This is a genomic window from Acidovorax kalamii (genome assembly GCF_002245625.1).
GTDB classification, from domain to species: Bacteria; Pseudomonadota; Gammaproteobacteria; order Burkholderiales; family Burkholderiaceae_C; genus Acidovorax; species Acidovorax kalamii.
This window is the reverse complement of sequence record NZ_NOIG01000004.1, coordinates 650,852-670,710: the sequence shown is the minus strand read 5'-3', so window position 1 is coordinate 670,710 and position 19,859 is coordinate 650,852. Positions and strand designations below refer to the sequence as shown.

The following is a 19,859-nucleotide window of genomic DNA, read 5'->3' as shown; positions in this document are numbered from 1 at the left end:
ATGCCCTCCACCTTTGCCCCCGAACCCCCATACACCCACGGCCAGGCCGAGCGCACCGCCGTGCTGCTGTGCAACCTGGGCACGCCCGACGAACCCACGGCCCCGGCCGTGCGCCGCTATCTGGCGCAGTTTTTGGGCGACCACCGCGTGGTGGAGATCCCCAAGCTGCTGTGGTGGCCCATCCTGCACGGCATCATCCTGCGTACCCGGCCCGCCAAATCCGCCGCCAAATACGCGAGCATCTGGACGCCCGAGGGCTCGCCCCTGGCGCACTGGACGGCCAAGCAGGCCACACTGCTGCGCGGCTGGCTGGGCGAGGCAGGCCACGCGGTGCTGGTGCGCCACGCCATGCGCTACGGCAACCCGTCCATCGCCAGCCAGCTCGATGCCCTGAAGGCCGAGGGCGCCACGCGCATCCTCATCCTGCCGCTGTACCCGCAATACTCGGCCACCACCACGGCCAGCGTGTTTGACGCCGTCTACACCTGGGCCGCACGCACGCGCAACGTGCCTGAGCTGCGCTTCGTCAACCACTACCACGACGCCCCCGGCTACATCGACGCGCTGGCCCGCACCATCGAAACGCACTGGAAGCACCACGGCCAACCCGACCAGCTGGTGATGAGCTTTCATGGCGTGCCCGAGCGCACCCTGCACCTGGGCGACCCCTACCACTGCGAGGCGCGCAAAACCGGCCGCCTGCTGGCCGAACGCCTGGGCCTGCGCGAGGAGCGCTACCGCATCACCTTCCAGTCGCGCTTTGGCAAGGCCAAGTGGCTGGAGCCCTACACCCAGCCCACCATCGAGGCGCTGGGCAAGGCGGGCACGCGGCGGGTGGACGTGGTGTGCCCCGGCTTCACCAGCGACTGCCTGGAGACGCTGGAAGAAATCAACATGGAAGTGCGCGAGGCCTTCCTGCACGCGGGCGGGCAGGAGTTTCACTACATCCCCTGCCTGAACGACAACAACCACTGGATCACCGCGCTGAGCCGCGTGGCCCAGCAGCACCTGGCGGGCTGGCCCACCGAGGCCCCCACCGCTGCAGCGCTGGCCGATGCACGCAGCCACGCGCAAGCCGGGGGCGCCCCCGCCGGGGCCTGCCCCGTGGCCCATTGATCGTTTACTATTATTTTGATAGCTTAAAAGGCATACCCACCGCGCGCAGATGGCCTTTTTTATTCATATTTTGAAGGCTGCAGCTCCCCGCCACCGCGCCCAACCACAGCGCCATGTGCACCGCCCGGCGCTGCGGCCTGCCCCCACCCACATTCCGCACCGATGCCCGCCTTTGCCCTCGCCCCCCACCAGCTGCGGCTGACGATCAACCCCGCCACGCTGGGCTTTGCCAGCACGGCCGAGCTGCAAGACCTGCCCCTGCCCTGGATCGGCCAGGAGCGCGCCCAGGCCGCCGCGCAGTTTGGCCTGGGCCTGCACCAGCCCGACTACCACCTGTTCGTGCTGGGCGAAGTGGGCAGCGGGCGCGCGTCGCTGCTGCGCCAGGCCATGCAGACCGCTGCGGCAGAACGCGCCGTGCCGCCCGACCTGTGCTACCTGCACAACTTCGACACGCCCGACCGCCCCCGCGCACTGCGCCTGCCAGCGGGCCAGGGCCGCCAGCTGCGCCAAGGCCTGGCCGACATGGCCAAGAACCTGCAGGCCGACATCCCCAAGCGCCTGGCCGCCGCAGACTTCAAGGCCGAGGCCGAGCGCATCGAAAAAACCTGGCAGGCGCAAGAGGCCGAGGCCTTTGCCGTGCTGGACGCGTTTGCCGAGGCCCGCCAGTTCCGCCTGACGCGCGACGGCGGGCAGATGGTGTTCACCCTCACCGGCCCCAAAGGCCAGGCGCTGACCGAAGCCGAAGCCCGCGCCCTGCCGCGCGAGCGCCGCGCAGAGATCGACGCCGCCGAACATGAACTGCGCACCGAGATCGCCCGCTTTCTGGAAGCCGCCCGCCCGCTGGAGCGCGCCCGCGACGACGCCCTGGCCGCCCTGCGCCGCCAGACCATCAAGCCCCTGGTGGAACACGCGCTGCACGACATCCGCCAGGGCCTGCGCAAGCAGATCAAGGACACCGTCAAGCTCACCCACTGGCTCGACCAGGTGGAGCAGGCGGTGCTGGGCGACATCGACCTGTTCGAGCCCCTGGACACCGAACGCGGTGGCGACCAGGGCACCGACGCCGAAGACGACCGCAAGGACGCGCTCGACGACCTGCTGGCCCGCTGCCAGGTGAACCTGGTGGTAGACAACCACGGCCGCACCGCCGCACCCGTGGTGGTGGAAGACAACCCCACCCAGCGCACGCTGTTTGGCAGCATCGAGCATGGATCGGACGCCGACACCGTGCAGGCCGACCACACCGGCATCCACGCGGGCAGCCTGCTCAAGGCGCACGGCGGCTTCATCCTGCTGCACCTGCACGACCTGGCCGCCGAAGAAGGCCTGTGGCAACGCCTGCGCCGCTTTTTGCGCTGCGGCCGCCTGCAGATTGAGGAAGGCGGCGGCGGCCCGGGCCACGGCCCCGGCGGCGCCGTGGCGCTGCAGCCCGAGCCGGTGGACGTGGATGTGAAGATCGTGCTGATCGGATCGGTGGACGAGTACTACGCCTTGCAAGACGCCGACCCCGACGCCGCACGCCGCTTTCGCGTGAAGGTGGATTTTTCAGACCACTTTGCCGCCACGCCCGCCACCCACCACGCCACCGCCATCCTGGTGGCCCAAGTCTGCAAAAAGCGCGGCCTGCCCCACTTCGGCCCCGACGCCGTGGCCCTGGTGCTGGAGCAGACCCACCGCGAGGCCGACGACCAGCGCCGCCAGAGCGCACGCTTTGCGCACACCGAAGCGCTGGCCATCGAAAGCGCCGCCCTGTGCAAGGCGCGCGGCGCCACGCTGGTGCAGGCCACCGATGTGCAGGCCGCCCTGGCCGCCCGCACCCAGCGCCACAACCAGCCCGAAGAAGAGCTGCACGACTCCATCACTGAGGGCGAGCGCCTGATCTCGCTGGCAGGCTCCATCACCGGCCAGATCAACGCCATGACGCAGATCGACCTGGGCGACTACCGGTTTGGCTTCCCCGTGCGCATCACCGCGCGCACCTTTGCCGGGCAAGAGGGCCTGCTCAACATCGAGCGCGAGGTCGATATGTCTGGGCCCATCCACGACAAGGGCGTGCTCATCCTGCACAGCTACCTCACCGCACTGTTCAGCCACGTGGCGCCGCTGGCGCTGAATGCGTCCATCGTGTTCGAGCAGGAATACAGCGGCGTGGAAGGCGACTCCGCCTCGTGCGCAGAGTTGTACGCGCTGCTGTCCAGCCTGTCAGGCCTGCCCCTGCGCCAGGGCATCGCCGTGACCGGCGCATTGAACCAACACGGCGAAGTGCTGCCCGTGGGCGGCATCAACGAAAAGATCGAAGGCTGGTTCCGCGCCTGTGCGACGGCCGGGCTGGACGGCACCCACGGCGTGCTGATCCCCGCCCGCAACCAGCGCCACCTGATGCTGGACCGCAGCGTGCTGGACGCGGTGCAGCGCGGTCTGTTCCACGTCTACACCATGGGGCATGTGAGCGAGGGGATTGCGCTGCTGACGGGCGAGGCGTCGGGCATGAGCCCGGCGGAGTTGCTGCAGGCACAGGCGGATGAGCTGGCCGGGGGGGCTGCTACGGTGGAAGACACGGTGATGCAGCGGGCGGAGGTGACGCTGCGGGCTTATCGGAGGGCTTGTCAGGTCGCGGGAGGTGCGCGGAGGGGGCGAGGGGTTCGGGGTCGATAGATTGATTGGTGGACCACGAAATCGAATTCCCAGTGTTCTAACCTCTGCGCAGCGATAGGTCTCCACGAAGCAATGCATCAACTGCGTACTATCGGCCAGCAGCGGCCAGTGGCCGCAGATGAAAGCAGACGCTCAACGTTTAGCTTCAAGTGCCAGCGACCAGCAAGCGAAGCGCCGCAGGTTGGCGGCCCCCTGGAAGGGTGGGCTCGGCCCAGGACGGCGGTTCATCGTGCCGCATTAGTTTCACTTGGCGGCAGAGGCTCACCGACGAATTGCGGTGCCCTGCCATCAGGGAACTCCGCCCTCGCCCAGAGGCCGGTCCGTTGCACGTGAGCAAGAACATCATCTGCCGTTGCCTCACCTGCAATAAATCGGTTGCGAAGATCGGCAAACGCAGCGTCTTTGAGAACCGGCCATCCGAGACTCTGAACATGAGCGGACAGTGTCTCGGAGATTTCAGTAAGTGCAGCGAAGGCAGTCTTCCGGACCTCTGGAACCGCGCAAGACAACGGCCATGCAATGTGGCAGAGCTCGCTGCACTCGTGCCAGTACCTAGATAGCGCTCCAATCTCTGGAGTGAGGAACGGGATTTCGATTTTTACGGCGCCGAACACAATGCGCATAAAGGCAAAGTGCCCGTCTATCTCTCGTTGGTGCCCACCGAGCTCGTAGATTCGACGCTCGACCCGCTTGAATGACTCGATATCCCGCAGGTCTTGCTCCTCTGGTTTTCGATCTAGCAATGCCGCCCAGTAGTGAATCGCCAGACGTTCTACGGCAAAGCGTAGTTCAAAGGCTGCATACGAGAGCGCAGCGGTATTTTCACCCTCTGCGCTAGTTGACAGCCAAGCCACAGCCTGACGGACGTGGTGCGCAATGTCGGGTTGATGATGTTTACTTACTTCAGGCATGCCGTGTGTGGGGTCTAACGAAAAAGCTAGGTCAACCGCAGCATACTGTGCGGCTTGAGCACCGAGTTAGCATTTTTGTAGCGCAGCACGTATCACGGCAAAGGAAAATGGGTCAGAAATCCTATCGGTGTTGAATTTCTCTGCATCTTCGTAGGTTTCGTGTGAAGAACCACGAATTGTCCAAATTCTTTCGTTAGGAAAAGTGATTTGATAGTTTGGCTGAGCCCCTGTGCCAGTCTCGCCGAATCTGACTACTGAACCTTCAAATCGCATATTACCAATGACATTTGAAAGAAAATTCTTACCCAAAAGAGAGAGGTTTTCTTCGTTCCACTGAATGCTCATGATTAATGCGAAATTAGGTTAATGTAATGTGGGCCGCACCAACCCGCAGGCCATATCCGCCATTCCCTGTCCAAATTGGCACGGAAAAACATGGGAAGGTGCTTTTAGTCTAGCTTGATGGCACGTAAACCGTATAAAAATAAATTTCAATGCCGCCACAAAACCAGCCACCCCATTATTGCACGCCACACGGTTGTCGAACCAAATTCTTGAGCAAATTCGTTACAAAAGCCATCGCTAGCAAATCTGGTTTTTGAACCCACAAATTTTTGCCTATTAGAAATTTCTGCAGCTATTCGGATTTTACGCTGCAGGCAAACGTCTAGTAGCGGGCGAATTCTGTCCCACTGCTAGGGATGCTGGCGGTTGGTGATGTTTTTAATCGAGATGCATTTCAATGTCCAGTAAGACTTTCAGCATTTCTGTGCAATTTTCAAGAGACCGCACAGACGCTCTCATACGCGAACGCTTCAACTCGTCTTTCATGAGCGACGCAAAATGGGTTCGTTTGCTCGAAGCACTTGTCAGCGTTCGTTTTCTCTTCGAACTCTGCAAAGTAAAACTTGTGTGGGATGAATCCACGAGAGACATGTGGATTCCATCGTCCAGTTCGTTCGGCTTTTCTTACTATCGGAGTTCGATGGAGGGAATGATCTCTGGAACACCGCGCGGTTTTTATAAGTACAAAGAGGTTGAGTGGATTGAGCTTTCTGCAGAGGGCGAGAATGCTGAATCCATCGTTCTCAAACTGAAGGCTATTGGCAATTTCGAGCTGGAGCGCAGTGACAAAGAGATAAAGCTCTACGCCTATCGCTGACGCAGTCATTCAAGCGGCTCTGAAAAAAACATCGGGAAAAAACCGATCGCACAGCGAAGTCCAAGCCTCTCCTTTGTGCGAAACGTTGACAGTCGGCCTCGTCAACCTGCATCCACAAGTACTGTTGAAAGCAGGCGTAGACCAGCCAAATTGCCGCTGTGGAACCGCGGCTTGCCTAGGCTACGTTCGCACGCGCCTTCAGCCACGCCACCACATCCCCCGTCACCTCATCCCGATTCGTCTCATTCAGGATTTCATGCCGCGCCGCCGGGTATAGCTTGACCGTCACATCGGCCACACCGGCATCCCGATACCGCTGCCCCAGTTGCTCCAACAAGACCCCGCCTGCGGCCAGCGGGTCTGCGTCGCCGGACGCGATGAGGATGGGCAAATCGCTGCGGATGCGTGCGAGCTGCACGGGGTCGGCCAGGCGGGGCGCGGGGGCGAAGAGTGAGGGGATCACGTCGGGCGGCACATCCCAGCCACACCATGGGTCGGCCACGTAGGCATCGACCTCGGCAGCATCGCGCGACAGCCATTCGTAGCCGGTGCGGTGTTCAAAGCCTGCATTGAAGGCAGCGAGCCCGGCGGGTGCGTCGGCAGGGGCGTTGGCCATGCCGGCGGCGAACAGGTCGAGGGCGGTGGAGCCTGACAGGATGACGCCGGACCAGGTGGATGAATGGTCCAGGATGGCCGCCTGCGCTGCGAACGAGCCCATGGAGTGGCCGAACAAAAAGAGCGGAAGCTGCTGCGGCCCGTGCTGCGCACGCAGCAGCGCGCCGAACTGGGCCACGTCGGCAATGAGGCCGCCGAAGCCTGCGCTGCCAAAGTCGCCCAACTTGCCACCGGCAGTGCGCCCGTGGCCGCGATGGTCCACGGCGTGGACGATGAAGCCTGCGGCGTTCAGCGCCCGCGCAAAGCGGTCGTAGCGCTCGCCATGCTCGGCAAGGCCGTGGGAGATTTGAACGACGCCCACAGGCTGGCCCTGGGTTTGGGCCCAGGTGTAGGTGGTGACCTGGGTGCCGTCTGCGTTGGACTTAAAGGAGGAGGTGGTGGTGCTCATCGTTTCATTCTGGCACGGGGTTTGGCCAGCGCGCCACGATGAAATTGCCATGGGTGTGGCCTCCAGAGTTTCCCGCAGTCCAACTCAGCAACACGCGTTTTGAGATCAGCGGCAACCCATGGCCCGCCCCCGCCCGTGTGCGCCTTGCCTACCGGCTGGGGCAACGCACGGGGCTTTTTTCTTGAATCAAAATGGCTCTCTCCGCCCGTCTGCACTCATTGTTAGCTATTCAATTTGTAGCAAACAGATTACCCACCAGATTGCACGCCCTGCGCGCACGCACCCGGCAGCCCGCCAACCGCAGGTGCACACCTCGGCGGCGCAGCGCGGGTCGCCTGAGCCGCGCGGGCGGCCTGCACCGCATCGCGAATCGCCTGCACCACCACCTCGGGCTTCTCCAGGGGGATGCCGTGCCCGCTGTCCACCCACACCTGGGTAGAGCCGGGGTAGAGATGGGCGAAATCGGCGCGTTTTCGTTGCACATCGTCTGCCAGCGCAGGCGAAGCACCCGGGGTGCGCATTGCGCTGAGCACAAACACGGGCACGGCGGGGTCCACCGGCAGGCTGGCAACGCGTTGCCCGGCGGCATCCAGCGCTGCCAGCTCCTGTTTGACCACGTCAGAGGTGCCCAGGCGAAAGGCCACTTTGAGCCACGTGGGCCACAGGTCTGGGTTGCCCGCGCCGCGCATCTGGTCAGGGTGGGTGGAGTCCACCAGCACCAGCGCCGCCACTTCGCCGGGGTATTGGCGCGCAAACAGCTGCATGTACAAGCCGCCCAGCGAATGGCCCACCAGCACGTAGGGTGGCGGCAGCTTGCGTGCCTGGAGCAGCGCCCGCAGTTCCTCCACCACATGGGCGCCGTCGCGGGGGCCTGGCGATGCCTCGCTGTGGCCGTAGCCTGCGCGGTTGTATGCCAGCGCGGTGGTCTCCTGCACGGTGTCGGGCCAGACCTTGGCCCACCAATCGAGGCTCGCCCCCAGCCCGTTCTCGAACACCACCACCGGTGCGCCCTGCCCGGCCAGGGCATGTTCCACCGTGCGGCCGCCCGCCGTGTCGGTGACCACGCCCGGCACGGTGGCACAGCCCGCCAGACACACGGACAACCACAAGCCCACCCACCGCCATCTTTTCATTTCGCCTTGACCATTTTGTTGAGTGAAGCCGCCCCACCTGCCGGTGCAAGCCAGGGCCTTTGAAAACCTGCCGGGGGCGCGCCAAGGCAGCGCATCAAGCCGCATCACGCCGCCATAAACACGCCGTGCAGCCCCAGCGGCAGTGCATACGGCAGCGTGGCCTGCGCCACGGGGCCGTCGGCCAGCGCGTCGGCGGCAAAACACGACAGCAGGGTTTGCTTGCGGGCGTAGTCCAGCGCGGTGCCCAGCACCCAGCCGGGGCCGCGCGCGTCGGGCACCCAGACATGTTCTTCCACGATGGTGTGGGGGCCGTAGCGGTAGCGCTGCGAGACCCCGGTCTCTACGTTGGTGGAGGCAATGGCGCCCCACAGCGGCAGGCCGCCCTGCGTGCCGGTGGCATGGACGACCTGGCGGTGCCGCTGCCCGACCCGCTGGGGGTCGATGCGCGGAAACTCCGCCTCCACACCCAGGCTGGCCTGCGTGGCCTGGCCGGTGCGCAAGTCCAGGCGGGCCACCGTCAGCACCGGGCCTGCCGAGCCCGCCAGCCGGGCGCGCATCACCTCGCGCGTGTCGGTGAGGACGCCGGATGCGTCGGTGGCGCGCGCGTAGTCGAGATGAATCACCGTGCCGCTGGCGGTTTGCTCCTCCCACGCGTTGCCCAGGTGGAACAGGAAGCCCGCAGGCAGGTGGAACATCTGCTGCCGCTTCCAGTCCTGTTTGTTGACCACCAGCACACGCATGCCCAGCTCGGGGCGCCATTGGTGCGCGTCCAGCACACTCGCACCGGCCAGGCGGCGCTGCGCGTCGTACACCAGCGGGGGCAGCAGGAAGACGAGGTGCCCGGCCGTGACCGCAAAGTCGTGCACCATGGGCATGTGGCTGAGCGGGAACGCATCGGCGCGCCGCAGCGCTCCTGCTGGAGCGATCTCGTACAGCAACAACAGGCCGTGGTGGGCGTCCACGCCGAAGTTCCAGATCGTGCCGTCGGGCTCCACCCGGGGGTGGGCCGAGAAGGGCACGCCTGCCAGGTCTGCGCGCCAGGTCTTAAGGCCCCGGGTCTCCAGCGTGCGGGGGTCCAGGCGCGTGGCCGAGCCGCCCTCCCACAGCGCCAGCACATCGTCGCCCACAGGCAGCATGCTGATGTTGGCGGTGTTCATGCTGTCGGGCGAGCTGGGTGGCTCGCGGCCCGGGAACACGGTGCCAAAGCCTTCGGTCAGCCTGCGGCCCGCCTGCGCTTCGGCCAACCGCTTGGCGGTGGCCACATAGCGGCCCTGGTGGTGCACCGTGTTGCCGCCGATCACAAAACGGTGGGCCATCCCGTCGCCGTCAAACCAGTGCTGGTAACGCTCTCCGCCCAGGTCGTGGCCCGCCGGGCCCACGCGGTACAACGTGCCCGCCACGGCATCCGGGAAGCGCCCGCGCACCGAGGCTGCTGTCAGAGGAATGTCTGCCGCCGCAGTGGCAAACGCCGGCTTCCACGGCGCCTGGGACGCTTCGAACTGAGCGTGCCAGCTGGTGGACGATGCTTGTGCGTGCGCCGCATGGGGCACCTGGGATGCCAGGGACGCAAGCAGGGGGCCGCCGCCAGCGGCCATGAGCCGCAGCACCAGATCACGGCGATGGATGGACATGAAGACGCCTCAAAAAGGACTAGCGCAGGCGGATGGTGATGCTGTGGTCAGCATCCAGCGGCACGGCGGCAGCATCAAAACTGGGCGGGCCCATGCGACCCCGGGCGTCGTTGGAGAAGCCATACCGCTCTGTGGGCAGGCCCAGCAGGTTGGTGTCCAGCTTGGCGTTGCCGTTTTCGTCGGCAAACGACTTGACCACATAGCGCCCGGCGGGCAAGCCGCTGAACACCAGCTGCGCGGCACCGTCGCGCAGTTCGATCTTCTGCGAGACCACCGCCTGGTTGCTGGCAAACGCATCGGCCGAGTCAAACACGGCCAGGTAAAGCGTGGCTGGCGCAGCGGGGCCGTCGGTCACAGCAACCCGCAGGTCGGCCGCGCTGGCCGCCAGGGGCAGCCAGGCCGCAGCAATTGTCAGGATGGTGTGGATCGACTTCATGGGGGTGCTCCGTGCAGCGTTGGGCAGGCCGCGCTTCAGCACCGCCCGGCCGCCTTCAGCAAGGCGTTGCACTCGGGGCCTGCACTGCGGCCACGGGCGGCAGGCGCTGGGGCTGCTGCGGGTGCTGCGGCCGCAGGGCTGCTGCTGCCGCTTTTGCTGGCCACCATGGCGGTGCAGATGGCGTCGGAGTGCGGCGTCTGCCCAAAGCTCATGGCTTTCTGGAAGCCCGTGGCGCCGTACAGGTAGCACCGGTAGGCCATGCCGTCCAGGGTGTTGACGGTGTAGTTGATGCGGCCACCGGTTTCCTCTGCGCGGTCGGTGATGGAGAACTGGCCCACGGACCGCCCGATGGCCTGCGCCGTGCGCTGCTCCAGGCCCCGCTGGTCGAGGGTGGACGCGCAGCCGCTGAGCAGGGCTAATGCCGCAATGGCTGGGGCGGCCCACAAAAGCGCAGGGCGTGTAGAAGACTTCATGGGGTTCCTTGGTGTCATGGGTTTCATCGAACAAAGCAGTTGTCTGCGGGAAGGTTTGCCACGCTCGCGGCCACGGCCGAAAGCGATGGCCTGCTGCTGGGTATCTCATCGCCCAGCAGGCACAACTGGCGAGCAGACGGCAGGGCCCAGATGGCGCCAGAGCGCGTGCCCGTGATGGTGTGCAGCTCGCCCCAACGGGCGGCCAGCGCCGGGTTGGCGTCAGACCGGGCGAAGCGCACCACCCCCAGCTTGCTCGGGCCCACCAGCTGGGAAGCGCCCGCACAGTCGTTGCCCGCGAAGACCAAAACGCCTTCGTAGTAGTCGAGCGTGGCCTGCCCGGTGGTGCGCGCCCGCAGCGTCTTTTTGAACGACTGCACACCCACCGTGATGCAGCCCTTCTGCACCCAGTCGCCCTCCAGCGCGCTGATGGCAGTCATTGGCGCCATGCCTGCTGAGCCCCCGCCCCATCCCCCATCGGACACAGCCACGTCGCCGTCACCACCGCTGCGCCCGCTGCACGCCCCCAGAGGCAGGGTAAGCCCCAGGGCCAAGGTGATGAGGGCTGCAGGCACCACGGCTGCACGGTGCAACGAAGCAAGCAAAGGCAGCGAAGGAGGCAATGGGCACAACGCAGTCATACACGGCTCCTTGGTGGATAGGGCAAAAGGAAGAAGGAAGAAACCAGGCGCGCAGCAGCCCGCCACCGGCCCAGCCCTTCGGGCCCGGTCGTGGTCACGGTCTGTCTAGACGGGAAAAGAGAGGGCGGTCAGCCCGGCTTGCGGGCCACGATGAAGACCCGGATGTCCTTGCCCCGGGTGCCATGGCGTTCGACGGAGACAATCTCCAGCCCTTGCCGCACCAGGGCTGCCTGCAGCTGCTGCGCGTCGAAACACAGCACCTGCGGCGCCTTGCCAATGGCCTGCATCAGGGGCAGCGCCAGGCGGGGGATGAGCGGGTTCATCTCGTTGATGCACGGCGTCTTGGAGATCAGCAAACCGCCGGGCCGCAGGGCCTGCACCAGCAGCTTGAGCGCATGGTCCAGGTCTTCCACCAGGTGCAGCATGCTGAAGGCCAGCACCACGTCGTAGGCACCTTGCCCCTGCCCCGGTGCGTCGGCATCGGCCAGCGCAAAGCCCAGCTGCGGCACGGGCTGGGCGGCCAGCCGCTCCCGGGCGATGGCAATCATCCCCGGCGCGACATCGGTGGCCAGCATGCGCCCCGTGAAAGGCGCCAGGCGCATGGCGGTGCTGCCGGTGCCGCAACCGACCTCCAGCACATCCGCTGAGGGAGGCAGCAACGCCTGCACGCGCTGCAGCGTGGCCTCGTAGCCCGCCATGTCGGCAATCGGCTCGGCGGCGTATTTGGGCGCTATACGGTCCCAGAAGCGGGCCTTGCGGGCAAAGGGAGCGGCACCCGCCTCGGCATGTGGCGTGGCATGGAGGGCCGGGGCAATGGAAGGCGTTGGCATGGGCGGGTGGGGCATCGGGCGTTGAGCGATACCGGAATGCTATCCATGCAAAACCCCGCAGGGAACGGCCTTTATTGCAGTGAACATATACATTTACGCATGGACAACCTCGACTGGAACCAGCTCAAGGCGTTTCTGGAGACCGCAGAAACCGGCTCGCTCTCGGCCGCCGCCCGCAAACTGGGCCTGACCCAGCCCACGCTGAGCCGCCAGGTGGCCGCCATCGAACAGCACATGGGCGTGACCCTGTTCGAGCGTGTGGGCAAGGCCATGGCGCTCACCCCCACCGGGCTCGACCTGCTGGAACACGCCCGCGCCATGGGCGCAGCCGCCGAGGCCCTGGGCCTAGCGGCCACGGGCCGGTCTGAGGCAGTGGGCGGTGTGGTGTCAGTGTCGGCCAGCGACGCCGTGGCGGCCTACCTGCTGCCGCCCATCGTGCAGCGGCTGCGCGCCCAGGAGCCGGGCATTGCCGTCGAAGTGATCTCGTCCAACGCGCTGAGCGACCTGCTGCGCCGCGAGGCCGACATTGCCATCCGCCATGTGAAGCCCGAGCAGCCTGACCTGATCGCCCGCCTGGTGCGCGAGGCCACTGCCTACTTCTATGCATCCGAAGGCTGGGTGAAAACCTATGGCCACCCGCGCACCGCGCAGGACGCAATCCAGGTGCCGTTCGTGGGCTCGGACCGCGCGGGCCGGTATCTGGAGTACCTGCGCCAGTACGGCCTGCATCTGAGCGAAGACAACTTCAGCTGCTACTCCGACCACACCGTGGCCCACTGGGCGCTGGTGTGCCAGGGCATGGGCATTGGGGCCATGATGGACAACATCGCACGCCACACCCCAGGCGTCGTCCGCGTGCTGGAGGACCTGCCGCCAGTGCGCTTTCCGATCTGGCTGGTGTCGCACCGCGAGCTGCGCACCTCGCGGCGGATCCGTGTGGTGTTTGAGGCGCTGGCGGAGGGGCTGTCCAACGGGGAGTCGCAGGACGAGCGCTGAGCGCGGCACGGGCCAAAGCTCAGCGGTCAGTGGCTATGTGTGCCCCTCACTCGTACCCGCTCCTGCGGCGGCCCGATCCGCATCGACCTTGTGCGGCGCCCGCGAGCGCACTTGGTACCCCGCCGATAGCAGGTGCACATCCCAGCGCTGCTGCACCGCCCCCCAGATGCCCTTGGGCAAAAACAGCGCAAACAGCATGGCAATGGCGCCCAGGCCGATGAGGTAGAGCACGCCCTGCCCGCCCCACAGCGTCTCTACCGCAAAGAAAAGCAGCGCGCCGAGGATGGGGCCTTCCATGGTGCCTATGCCCCCCACCAACACCATGAAGATCATGTAGGCCGTCCACTGCACGCTGAAATAGGTCTTGGGCTGAAAGCTGATGGACGTGGCCAGCCACAGCCCCCCGGCCAGTGCGCAGCCCAACGCCGACAGCACAAACACCAGCCGTTTGATGGCGACCACGCGCACACCGAGGGAGATGGCGGCGGTCTCGTTGTCGCGGATGGCCTGCACGGCTGTGCCCACCTTGCTGCGCAGAAGCAGGAAGACCACCCCGCTCAGCCCCGCCATGGTAGCCAGCGCAGCCCAGTAGGTGTATGCGCGCCGGTCGTCGGCCGCGTACTGCTGCAGCGCAATCATCGAGGTGCCCGTCTCGCCCTGCACCAGGCTATCGAGGTTGACGCACAGGTGGGCCAGCGCGGCCACCACCCACATGCCGATGGCAAATTCGCCGCCCTGCAGCCGCAGCATGAAAACGGCCAGCGGCACTGCCACCACGGCTACCAGCATGGCACCCACCAGCAGCGCAGGGTACGGCCCCAGGCCCGCATCGGCCAGCCGCACCATGGCATAGGCGCCCAGGCCGAAGAACGCCTGGTGGCCAATCGACACCAGCCCGGCGTAACCCGCCAAAGCGTTCCACATCACGGCCAGGATCACGTAGATGAACAGTGTGGTGAGCCTGTCCACCGTGCCCGCCTGCAGCCACAGCGGTCCCAGGCAGAGCACGGCCAGCAGCAGCGCGGTGGCGCTGGCGAAGGCGATGGACGCGCGCGTCCAGCGTTCGATGACCAAGGGGGATGCACCCGTGGGTACGAAAGGTGCAGAAGTGATGGGAGCAGTCATGGCGCGGCCCTGCGGCGGGAAGAGAAGAACCTGCGCAGCGCGCCGCTCGCGTAGAGCCGGGCCAGCAGGATGACCAAAAAGGTGGCGTGCCCTGCGATCAGAAAACCCTGGGGATGCACCTGCGCCCCCAGGTTCTGCGCCACGCCCAGCACCACGCCGCCCAGCAAGGTGCCCCACAGCGAACCGGCACCGCCGATGATCACGGCCTCAAACGCAAAGATCAGCTGCTGCGGGCCCGAGAACGGATCGAACGTGGCCCGCAGGGCCAGCGATGCCCCGGCCAGCGTGACGGTGACCATGGTGATGGCCGAAGCCGCCGCGAACACCGTGCCGGTGCGCACGCCCACCAGGCGCGCGGTGTCGGCATCCTCCGACGCTGCGCGGATCTGCCGCCCCAGCGCCGTGTGCGCCAGCATGGCGTGCAGACCGCCCAGCAGCAGCACCGCCAGCACCAGCACCAGCGTGGGCAGCTGCCCCACATACAGGCCGCCGGGCAGCTCCCAGCTGTCGTAGGCCAGCGTGCCGATGGAGGTGGCCAGCGAACGCGTGTCGGCACCAAAGTGCTGGAACAGCACGTTGTCGATCACGCTCGCCAGGCCAAACGTGGCCAGCAGGGGCACCAGCGCGCCCAGGCGCGCGCTGCGCTCCAGCACCAGCTTGTGCAGCAGCCAGCCCAGCAGTGCCATGGCAGGCACCACCGCCAGCAGGGCCAGCAGCGGATGCCAGCCCATCGGTTCGGCCAGCACCCACAGCAGGTAGGCCGCCACCACCGTCAGGCTGCCGTGGGCCAGGTTGATGATGCGCATCACCCCGAACATGAACGACAGGCCGCAGGCGAGCAAGGCGTAGTAGCCGCCGAGCAATAGGCCCTGGACGATCTGATTGAGAAGGTTCATGCGGCCTCCTTGTGGGCAGGGTGGAAGTGGGTCGCGTTGTTGGCAGCTTCGCCATCGGCATTGCCAGTGGCGTGGCTGCCGGGCGCAGCTTCGGGCCGCTGCGCGCCAAAGTAAAACGCGGTGATCTGCGCACGGGTGAGCTGGTCGGCGGGCGCGTCGGCCACCACGCTGCCTTCGAGCATGCAGACAATGCGACTGGCGACGGCCTGCACGCGCTGCAAATCCTGCTCTACCAATACCAGCGTAGTGCCCTGCCCCACCACGCCACGCAGCGCGTCGTACACGCCCTGCACGGCCAGGGGCGACAGGCCCAGCGAGACCTCGTCGAGCAGCAACACGCGCGGGTTGGTCATGAGCGCGCGGCCAATGGCCACGGCCTGCTGCTGCCCGCCCGACAGCTCGCCCGCGTGGGCGTTCAGCTTGGGCGCAAGCTGCGGGAAAGCGTCCAGCACGGTGTCAAAACTCCACTGCCCCCGTCTGCCCGCTGCACTCGCCACGAGCAGGTTCTCGCGCACCGTCATGCCTGCAAACAGGCGTCGCCCCTCGGGCACCAGGGCCAGGCCTTCGGCCACACGCTCCTGGGCAGGCATACGGGTGATGTCCACCCCGTCCCACCGCACGGTGCCGCTGCTGGCGCGGTGTGCACCGGCCAGCGTGCGCAGCAGCGTGGTCTTGCCCGCACCATTGGCCCCCACCAGGGCCAGGATGTCGCCCTGGCGCACCTGCAGCGACACATTGCGCACAGCGGGCAGCTGGCCATGGTGGGCGTTCAGGTTGTCAATACTCAACAACACGCTCATGCCGCCACCCCGCCCAGATAGGCCTCGACCACGGTGGCATCGTTCAGCACGGCCTGCGGGTCGCCGCTGGCAATGATCCGTCCGCCGTCCATGCACACCAGGCGCGTTGCCACTTGCAGCAGCACATGCACCATGTGTTCGATCCAGACGATGGCGATGCGCTGGCTGCGAAGGGTGCGCACCAGGTCCACCAGCTCGCTGGCCTCGGCATCGGTCAGGCCGCCGCCGATCTCGTCGAGCAGCAGCACCTCGGGGCCGGTGGCCAGCGCACGCACCAGTTCCAGCCGCTTGCGGCCCAGCAAACCCAGCGTTTCTGCACGGCGATTGGCCAGCGCCTCCATGCCACACAGGCGCAGGCACTCCATGGCCCGGTCACCCGCGTCGCGAGCATGCAGGCCTGCGCCGTGGGTGGCGCCGGTGAGCACGTTTTCAAACACCGTCATGCCCAGAAACGGCCGGGGCACCTGGTGGGTGCGCGCGATGCCCGCACGGCAGCGGTCTGCCGCGCTGCGGGCGCTCACATCCACCCCCTGGAACCAGACGGCACCCTGGCTTGGCGCAAACGCTCCGGCCAGCACGTTCAGCAGCGTGGTCTTGCCCGCACCGTTGGGCCCGACGATGCCCACGGCCTCGTCACTGCCCACTGAAAAATCGAGCTGATCCAGCACTTTGAGCGCACCAAATCGCATGTCGATGCCCTGCGCCTGCAGCAGTAACGGCTGCTGCTGTGCCCCGCCCGCTGGCGGGCTCCCAAGGGGTTGTGGATGTCGCATGGAGATCAGCTGTAGGACTTGAGCGCCGCCGCCACGGGGATGTTGCGGTCGGTGGCGTTTTCGGTGACGAGCAGGTCGAGCTTGAACTTGCTGCCCGCTGCGGGCTTGACCCACTGCGCGCCCACCACCGGTGTCACCGACACGTTGGGCACAGGCCCCTTGGCAAAGTCCACCGGGCCTTGCATGGCGGTGGCCTTGAGCGTGCTGATGGCCTTGGCCAGCGCCGCCTTGTCGCGCGGGTTGGTGCTGGCTTTGAGCGCCTCGGTGCCTGCATCAAACAGCGACATGGTGGAGCCCAGCATCTGTGTCCACTGCTTGCCGGTGCTGGCCTCATACGCATCGGCCAGCTGCACGCCGCTGAGCCCCGTCAGTGGTGAGGCATAGGGGAAGGTCTTGTGCCAGAAACACCCTGCACCCAGGTTGATCGCCAGCGGGCCCAGTGCCTCTACCTGCGAGGGCACGAGGCCCGTCTTGGCTATCTGCGCGATCTTCACCATGCGCGTGTAGCCCTGCTGCGCTGCCTGCCGCCAGAAGGTGGCGAAGTCTGGCGGTATGGGAAAGGTGTTGAAGATCTCGCAGCGCTCGGCCTTGAACTTGGCGATCTGCGCCGAATAGTCGGTGGTGCCGTTCTCGTACGGCCCTGCGTCCACCACGGTGAAACCCGCCTTGGCCAGCTCGGGCGCCAGCGTGGCGCGAATCGCGTTGCCATCGGCATCGTTGGGGTACAGCACGCCAATCTTCTTGTTGGTGGGCAGCGCCGCAAACTGCGAGGTGTACGACGTGGTGAAGCTGCCGCCGCCAAACGAGAAGTGGTACGTCCACTTGAAAGGCGACGGCGCGCCGGGCTTGGCACCCCGGCCAAAGTACCAGGCCTCCCACGGCATCACGGTGGACAGGCAGGGCACGCCTGCCGCCTCGCACGCATCCGACACCGGGTTCACCGTTTCGGGTGTGGTGGTGGTGAGCATCAGGTCGATCTTGTCGCTGTTGATCAGCGCCTTGGCCAGCTGGCTGGCGCGGGCCGGGTCGGACTGCGTGTCGCGGTCCAGGATCTCCACCGCGTACTTCACGCCACCAATGGTCAGGCCCGCAGCCAGCGTCTTGCGCACCTGGGCCAGGATGAAGGTGTCGGTCTCGCCCAGGGCGCCCAGCGGGCCGGTGCGCGGGCTGATGAAGCCCACCTTGAGCACGGGCGCAGCGCTGGCCGCCTGCGCCCACAGCGGGCCGGCACCCAGCGCCAGGCCGCCAGCGCCTGCAGCGGTGATCAGCCCACGGCGCGAGATGGTGGGGGATGCGGCCTGTGCTGCGTGGATGGTCTGATCGGTCAGCTCGACCTGTGTAGCGGTCACGGTGGGAGGAAGTACGTTTTTCATGGAGATTCCTTCAATCAGATGAGATCAGTCGTCGGCCTGTACGGTGCGCAGGCTCACGCCCCGGCCTGTACCGGTGGGGCGCGGCCAACGCGTCGGCCTTTGGGGTGGTGGGGGATGGGCGCCGCTGCGCTATGCAGCCGCAGCCACTGCCGTGCGCTGGTGCGCGGCAATGAACCGGCCCGCCTGCTCCAGCGAGGCCAGCGCTTCATCCAGCGCGGGCGCGAACAGCTGCCAGCAATGCACCATGCCGTCCCACACGGTGCAGTCCGCGTCCACGCCCGCCGCCTTCAAGCGCGCGGCCATGGTCACGGCATCGTCGCGCAGGCGCTCGCGGCCACCCACCTGCAGTTGCACGGGTGGCAGCCCCTGCAGATCGGCTCTGTAGAACGGGGTGACGGTGGGCGAACGCACATCGCCACCGGGCACATACATGGCGTTGAAAAACCCCATGAGTTCGCGCGTGATGAACGGGTCGTCCACCGCGTGGTGGGACGCGCCTTCGGACGCCAGGTCCAGCGCGGGCGACAGGGCCACGATGGCTGCAGGCAGGGGCAGGCCCAGGTTGCGGGCATGCACTGCCGTGGACAAGGCCAGGTTGCCGCCCGCCGAATCGCCCATCAGCGCGATGGCCGACGCGGCATAGCCCTGGTCCAGCGCCCACTGGTACGCGGCCAGCGCGTCGTCGTGCGCAGCGGGGGCCGGGTGCTCGGGCGCCAGGCGGTAGTCCACATTGAGCACCTGCGCGCCGCAGAACTGCGCGAGGTACGAGCACAGCGCCCTGTGTGATGTGAGCGAGCCGAACACAAAGCCGCCCGCGTGGTAGTAGATGACCAGCTTGCGCGGGTTGGCCTGCAAGGTGCTCAGCAACTCGGCTGCCATGGTGCCGCCTGCGCCGTTGGGGATGCGCAGCGCCTGAATGGGCAGCCCCTGGGCCAGGGGCATTTGCGAGTTGCTGGCGTCAAACCACGCACGCAGCTGCGCGGGGGTGGCTTGCGGTGGCGGTGGGTTTTGTGCGGCCATCTGCAAGATGGCCTCAAGCTGTTGTGCGGACATGTGCGGCCCCTTCGCTCAGAGGTAGGTGGAAGCGAGCCCGCCATCCACCGGCAGGTTGATGCCGCTCACCCAGCGTGCCGCGTCGCTGCACAGGAAGGCGATGACGGGCGCCACTTCGTCGCTGAACGCCGGGCGCTTCATGCGGTGAGCGTCTTTCTCCACCCGCTCCTGGCCCAGCATCTGCACAAAGTCGCCCAGGATGGGCGTGAACACCGGGCCCGGGGCCACGCAGTTCATGCGCACACCACGCTCCATGAAAATCTTTTGCGACTGGGTGTACGTCCATACGATCAGCGCTTCTTTGAAGTACTGGTAGCAGGTCTCTTGTTGCACGGGGTGGGCGGCCAGCCACTTGGCGCCTTCTTCAAAGCTGGTGGTGGCACCCAGTGCGCGGTGCAGCTCCAGGCGCTGGGGCCACTCGGCCCCCAGGATGGAGGAGATATTGACGATGGAACCACCCTCGCCCATGCGCTCCAGCACGCGGTGCATGAAGTGGCGCAGGCCCAGGTAGTTGACGCGGCCGACCAGCTCGGCGGGCGATGTGCCGGGCACGCCCGCAATGTTGGCCAGCGCATCCACCTTGGCAGGCAGTTGCGCCACGGCATCGTTGATGGCGGCCGGGTCGCCCAGGTCCACCTGCACAAAGCCGTCGAGCGTGAGCGTGGGCGCATTGCGGTCCACACCGATCACGCGGGCGCCCTGCTGGCGGGCAAGCTTGGCAAAGTCTGCGCCGATGCCGGAGCAGCAGCCGGTGACGACGATGGTTTTGTTGTGTAGGGTCATGAAAGTTGTCTC

At 66.2% G+C, this 19,859-nt stretch carries 20 protein-coding genes; 4 read left to right on the top strand and 16 right to left on the bottom strand.

The features are described from left to right. Nucleotides 1-1,116, top strand: coding sequence for a ferrochelatase (gene hemH / locus CBY09_RS06160; protein WP_094287463.1), 1,116 nt, complete (start codon nt 1-3; stop codon nt 1,114-1,116). Nucleotides 1,117-1,278: 162 nt separating this feature from the next. Beyond that, nucleotides 1,279-3,771 (top strand): Lon protease family protein, encoded by a 2,493-nt coding sequence (locus CBY09_RS06155; protein WP_094287461.1) that lies wholly within the window; start codon nt 1,279-1,281, stop codon nt 3,769-3,771. Between the two features lie 224 nt (nt 3,772-3,995). On the opposite strand, the gene CBY09_RS23650 is transcribed toward CBY09_RS06155, so the two are convergent. Next, nucleotides 3,996-4,682, bottom strand: a complete 687-nt coding sequence (locus CBY09_RS23650) for a hypothetical protein (RefSeq protein WP_133066245.1) — start codon at nt 4,680-4,682, stop codon at nt 3,996-3,998. A 66-nt stretch (nt 4,683-4,748) separates the two neighbouring features. Beyond that, a complete protein-coding gene (locus tag CBY09_RS23645; protein ID WP_133066244.1) occupies nt 4,749-5,027 on the bottom strand; it encodes a hypothetical protein in 279 nt (92 codons plus the stop codon). Nucleotides 5,028-5,511: 484 nt separating this feature from the next. On the opposite strand from CBY09_RS23645, the gene CBY09_RS23640 reads away from it, so the two are divergent. Continuing rightward, nucleotides 5,512-5,844 carry a hypothetical protein gene (locus CBY09_RS23640; RefSeq protein ID WP_133066243.1) on the top strand — a complete coding sequence of 111 codons (333 nt, stop codon included), beginning with the start codon at nt 5,512-5,514 and terminating at the stop codon, nt 5,842-5,844. Between the two features lie 175 nt (nt 5,845-6,019). Here CBY09_RS23640 and CBY09_RS06150 read toward each other — a convergent pair whose 3' ends face one another. The 7 genes from CBY09_RS06150 to CBY09_RS06120 form a co-directional block, all read right to left on the bottom strand. Next, nucleotides 6,020-6,907 carry an alpha/beta hydrolase gene (locus CBY09_RS06150; protein ID WP_094287459.1) on the bottom strand — a complete coding sequence of 296 codons (888 nt, stop codon included), beginning with the start codon at nt 6,905-6,907 and terminating at the stop codon, nt 6,020-6,022. 248 nt (nt 6,908-7,155) lie between these two features. Beyond that, nucleotides 7,156-8,040 carry an alpha/beta fold hydrolase gene (locus CBY09_RS06145; protein WP_094287457.1) on the bottom strand — a complete coding sequence of 295 codons (885 nt, stop codon included), beginning with the start codon at nt 8,038-8,040 and terminating at the stop codon, nt 7,156-7,158. Nucleotides 8,041-8,144: 104 nt separating this feature from the next. Continuing rightward, a complete protein-coding gene (locus tag CBY09_RS06140; protein WP_094288060.1) occupies nt 8,145-9,665 on the bottom strand; it encodes a carotenoid oxygenase family protein in 1,521 nt (506 codons plus the stop codon). A gap of 25 nt (nt 9,666-9,690) precedes the next feature. After that, the gene (locus CBY09_RS06135; RefSeq protein WP_094288058.1) at nt 9,691-10,107 is read right to left on the bottom strand and encodes a DUF2141 domain-containing protein; all 417 of its coding nucleotides are present in this window, start codon (nt 10,105-10,107) and stop codon (nt 9,691-9,693) included. Nucleotides 10,108-10,142: 35 nt separating this feature from the next. Next, on the bottom strand, nt 10,143-10,580 hold the full coding sequence (locus tag CBY09_RS06130; RefSeq protein WP_094287455.1) for a hypothetical protein: 438 nt from the start codon (nt 10,578-10,580) through the stop codon (nt 10,143-10,145). A 23-nt stretch (nt 10,581-10,603) separates the two neighbouring features. Continuing rightward, complete coding sequence (locus CBY09_RS06125; protein WP_133066242.1) at nt 10,604-11,218, bottom strand: hypothetical protein; 615 nt, start codon at nt 11,216-11,218, stop codon at nt 10,604-10,606. A gap of 128 nt (nt 11,219-11,346) precedes the next feature. Then, nucleotides 11,347-12,048 (bottom strand): class I SAM-dependent methyltransferase, encoded by a 702-nt coding sequence (locus tag CBY09_RS06120; RefSeq protein ID WP_094288056.1) that lies wholly within the window; start codon nt 12,046-12,048, stop codon nt 11,347-11,349. A 99-nt stretch (nt 12,049-12,147) separates the two neighbouring features. Between CBY09_RS06120 and CBY09_RS06115 the strand changes: the two genes are divergently transcribed. Continuing rightward, complete coding sequence (locus CBY09_RS06115) at nt 12,148-13,044, top strand: LysR family transcriptional regulator (protein WP_094287451.1); 897 nt, start codon at nt 12,148-12,150, stop codon at nt 13,042-13,044. A gap of 33 nt (nt 13,045-13,077) precedes the next feature. Here CBY09_RS06115 and CBY09_RS06110 read toward each other — a convergent pair whose 3' ends face one another. From CBY09_RS06110 to CBY09_RS06080, 7 genes are all read right to left on the bottom strand, one after another. Beyond that, nucleotides 13,078-14,169 carry a branched-chain amino acid ABC transporter permease gene (locus CBY09_RS06110; RefSeq protein ID WP_094287449.1) on the bottom strand — a complete coding sequence of 364 codons (1,092 nt, stop codon included), beginning with the start codon at nt 14,167-14,169 and terminating at the stop codon, nt 13,078-13,080. Then, on the bottom strand, nt 14,166-15,065 hold the full coding sequence (locus CBY09_RS06105) for a branched-chain amino acid ABC transporter permease (protein ID WP_094287447.1): 900 nt from the start codon (nt 15,063-15,065) through the stop codon (nt 14,166-14,168). The genes CBY09_RS06110 and CBY09_RS06105 overlap by 4 nt, the downstream gene beginning before the upstream one ends. Beyond that, nucleotides 15,062-15,859, bottom strand: coding sequence for an ABC transporter ATP-binding protein (locus CBY09_RS06100; RefSeq protein WP_240515618.1), 798 nt, complete (start codon nt 15,857-15,859; stop codon nt 15,062-15,064). Before CBY09_RS06100 ends, CBY09_RS06105 begins: the two co-directional genes overlap by 4 nt. A gap of 2 nt (nt 15,860-15,861) precedes the next feature. Next, a complete protein-coding gene (locus CBY09_RS06095; RefSeq protein WP_240515597.1) occupies nt 15,862-16,638 on the bottom strand; it encodes an ABC transporter ATP-binding protein in 777 nt (258 codons plus the stop codon). Between the two features lie 5 nt (nt 16,639-16,643). Beyond that, the gene (locus tag CBY09_RS06090; protein WP_240515596.1) at nt 16,644-18,011 is read right to left on the bottom strand and encodes an ABC transporter substrate-binding protein; all 1,368 of its coding nucleotides are present in this window, start codon (nt 18,009-18,011) and stop codon (nt 16,644-16,646) included. 129 nt (nt 18,012-18,140) lie between these two features. Next, nucleotides 18,141-19,064, bottom strand: coding sequence for an alpha/beta hydrolase (locus CBY09_RS06085; protein WP_094287439.1), 924 nt, complete (start codon nt 19,062-19,064; stop codon nt 18,141-18,143). A gap of 15 nt (nt 19,065-19,079) precedes the next feature. Then, the gene (locus CBY09_RS06080) at nt 19,080-19,847 is read right to left on the bottom strand and encodes a coniferyl-alcohol dehydrogenase (protein WP_094287437.1); all 768 of its coding nucleotides are present in this window, start codon (nt 19,845-19,847) and stop codon (nt 19,080-19,082) included. Nucleotides 19,848-19,859 lie beyond the last annotated feature (12 nt).